General features: G+C 41.7%; 3 protein-coding genes. All 3 read left to right on the forward strand.

Annotation, left to right across the window (positions count from 1 at the left end; translation table 11 throughout):
- On the forward strand, positions 1-1,055 hold a 1,055-nt coding region (locus Q0212_RS01380; protein WP_297921080.1), incomplete at its 5' end, for a portal protein.
- Positions 1,055-1,366 (forward strand): hypothetical protein, encoded by a 312-nt coding sequence (locus tag Q0212_RS01385; protein ID WP_297921083.1) that lies wholly within the window; start codon positions 1,055-1,057, stop codon positions 1,364-1,366. The genes Q0212_RS01380 and Q0212_RS01385, both read left to right, overlap by 1 nt.
- A 111-nt stretch (positions 1,367-1,477) precedes the next feature.
- A partial coding sequence (locus Q0212_RS01390; RefSeq protein WP_297921086.1) for a hypothetical protein occupies positions 1,478-2,156 on the forward strand: 679 nt, incomplete at its 3' end.

Below are 2,156 nucleotides of genomic sequence, written 5' to 3' on the forward strand. Positions count from 1 at the left end.
TACCCTATCTTGTCTATAATCCTGACCCTACCGCCACCATACCTCAGCGTTTAAACGCAGGGATTGTGGACAAGGGCGCAAATGAAGCGGCTTTAATGTGTGTTGACGAAATGAAGTCAACAACTGGCATTTTTAGCGCGTCATTGGGTGAACAAGACAACGAAAAATCAGGTCGGGCAATCTTGGCACAACAACGCAAGGGCGATACCGCTAATTTTGCGTACTTTGACAACGTGTCAAGAGCGATACGATACACAGGCCGCGCTATTATTGACTTGATTCCTAAAATTTATGATTCAGCTCGCGTTGTTCAAATCATGGGTGCAGACGGTGAAAAGAAATTACAGCGAATCAATCAATTAGCCGAAGTTGACGGACAACAAAAGTTTTTAGATTTATCAGTGGGTAAATATGATTTAGTTGTGACGCAAGGCGCAAGCTATGCCACTAAGCGCATTGAGGCGTTAAATTCTATGGTCGAGATTGCTCGCGTTAATCCTGCAATTATGCAAATTGCAGGTGATTTAATCATTAAGGCTATGGACTGGGATGGTGCTGACGAGATTGCAGAGCGCATGAAAAAGATGCTACCACCACAACTGCAAGACCATGAAGGCGAGGACGGTGAACAGAAACAACTACCGCCCGAAGTGCAAGCGATGATTGAGCAGGGCAAGCAACAAATAGATGAAATGACTAAACAGATTCAAATGCTAGAAGCCGAAAAGGATGATAAAGAAGATGAGTTACGTCTCAAGAAGTACGAAATTGACGTTAAAGCGGAAATTGAGATGGCTAAACTAGCAACAAATGCAGGATTACAGCCTGATGATGTTATTGCTATTGTAAACCAAACGCTTGCTAATGCAGCGCAACAGCCTGAACTGCCCGAAGAAGGCGAGATATACCAACACGAACAGCAAGAAGTTTTCGACCCAATGGCTGAACAAATGATGCAGCAAGAACAGCAACAAATGCCGATTGATATGGGTGGCAGCGTTGATATGTCTGGAGTACAATTACCAGACTTACAACAAGATGATGAGGTGATGTGATGGAAAGTACAGACGAAGTTACAAGAAAAACATTAGAACTTTTGCAGTCAAGCGATTTTGCAAAAGAGCTAGAACAGTTTAATGCAAAATGTATAAAGCCAACGATGAATATAATATCTAAAAAGATTGTTAAAGCCAAAAAGAAGCTAAAGAAACTTCAAAAGCGGCAACGTAAGCAGGATAAGCAAGGGGTGATAAGTGCCGAATCTTACGTTTCACAAAATAAAGCTCTTATTGAAAAAGTAGGGAAAGTGATGCTAGATGGCGTAAAAGATATTTATGGCAATCCATGCGTTATTAAACCCGTTTAACTATCATTTGACTAAATACCTGTTATAGATTATGTTTATATAACTGTTACTAGACAGTCAAAACTAGGTCGCCGTGATGGCGCAATAGTCCGATTTCAAGGTATTTATCCCATGAGTGATTTATCTCAGTCTGATGTCGTTGTGGATTCATCACCACAGGTCGAAGTAGTCGAGCCAATTGAGGCTGAAACGGTAGAAACAGAAGTCGAAAGCGAAAGCGCACCGAAAGAAGTTGAAGCCAAAGAAGCCGAAAAAGAACACGACGAAAGCAGCCTACCCGAAGGCGTTAAAAAGCGCATTGATAAAGTTACACGTCAAAAGTATGAAGCCATTGCTGAATCTAACCGTTTAAAAGCCGAATTAGAGCAATTAAAGGCGCAACTTGCACCAAAACAAGAAGCACCTGATATTAGCCAATTTGAAACTTTAGATGAGTATGTCGAAGCCGTTGCAGAGTACAAACTTAATCAGAAAACGCAGGCCACGCAAAGCCAACAAGCACAACAAACCCAAGCACAAGCGCAAGCTCAAGACTGGGTTGCTAAAGTTGAAAAGGTTCGTAGTGTTGCTCCTGATTTTGACGCGGTTTTTAACAATGTTGCTAACATTGAATTTGCACCGATGGCACTTGAAGCAGTTGCACAACATCCAAAGGGCGCAGAAATTGCGTATATGTTAGGCAATAATCTTAACCTCGCTTATGAAATTGCATCAATGCCACCCATGCAACAGCTTATGGCAATCGGTGAAATTGCAGCAAGTGCAAAATTTAATAAACCAAAACAGACCA

The sequence above is a fragment of the uncultured Agitococcus sp. genome, assembly GCF_937920075.1.
GTDB lineage: Bacteria > Pseudomonadota > Gammaproteobacteria > Pseudomonadales > Moraxellaceae > Agitococcus.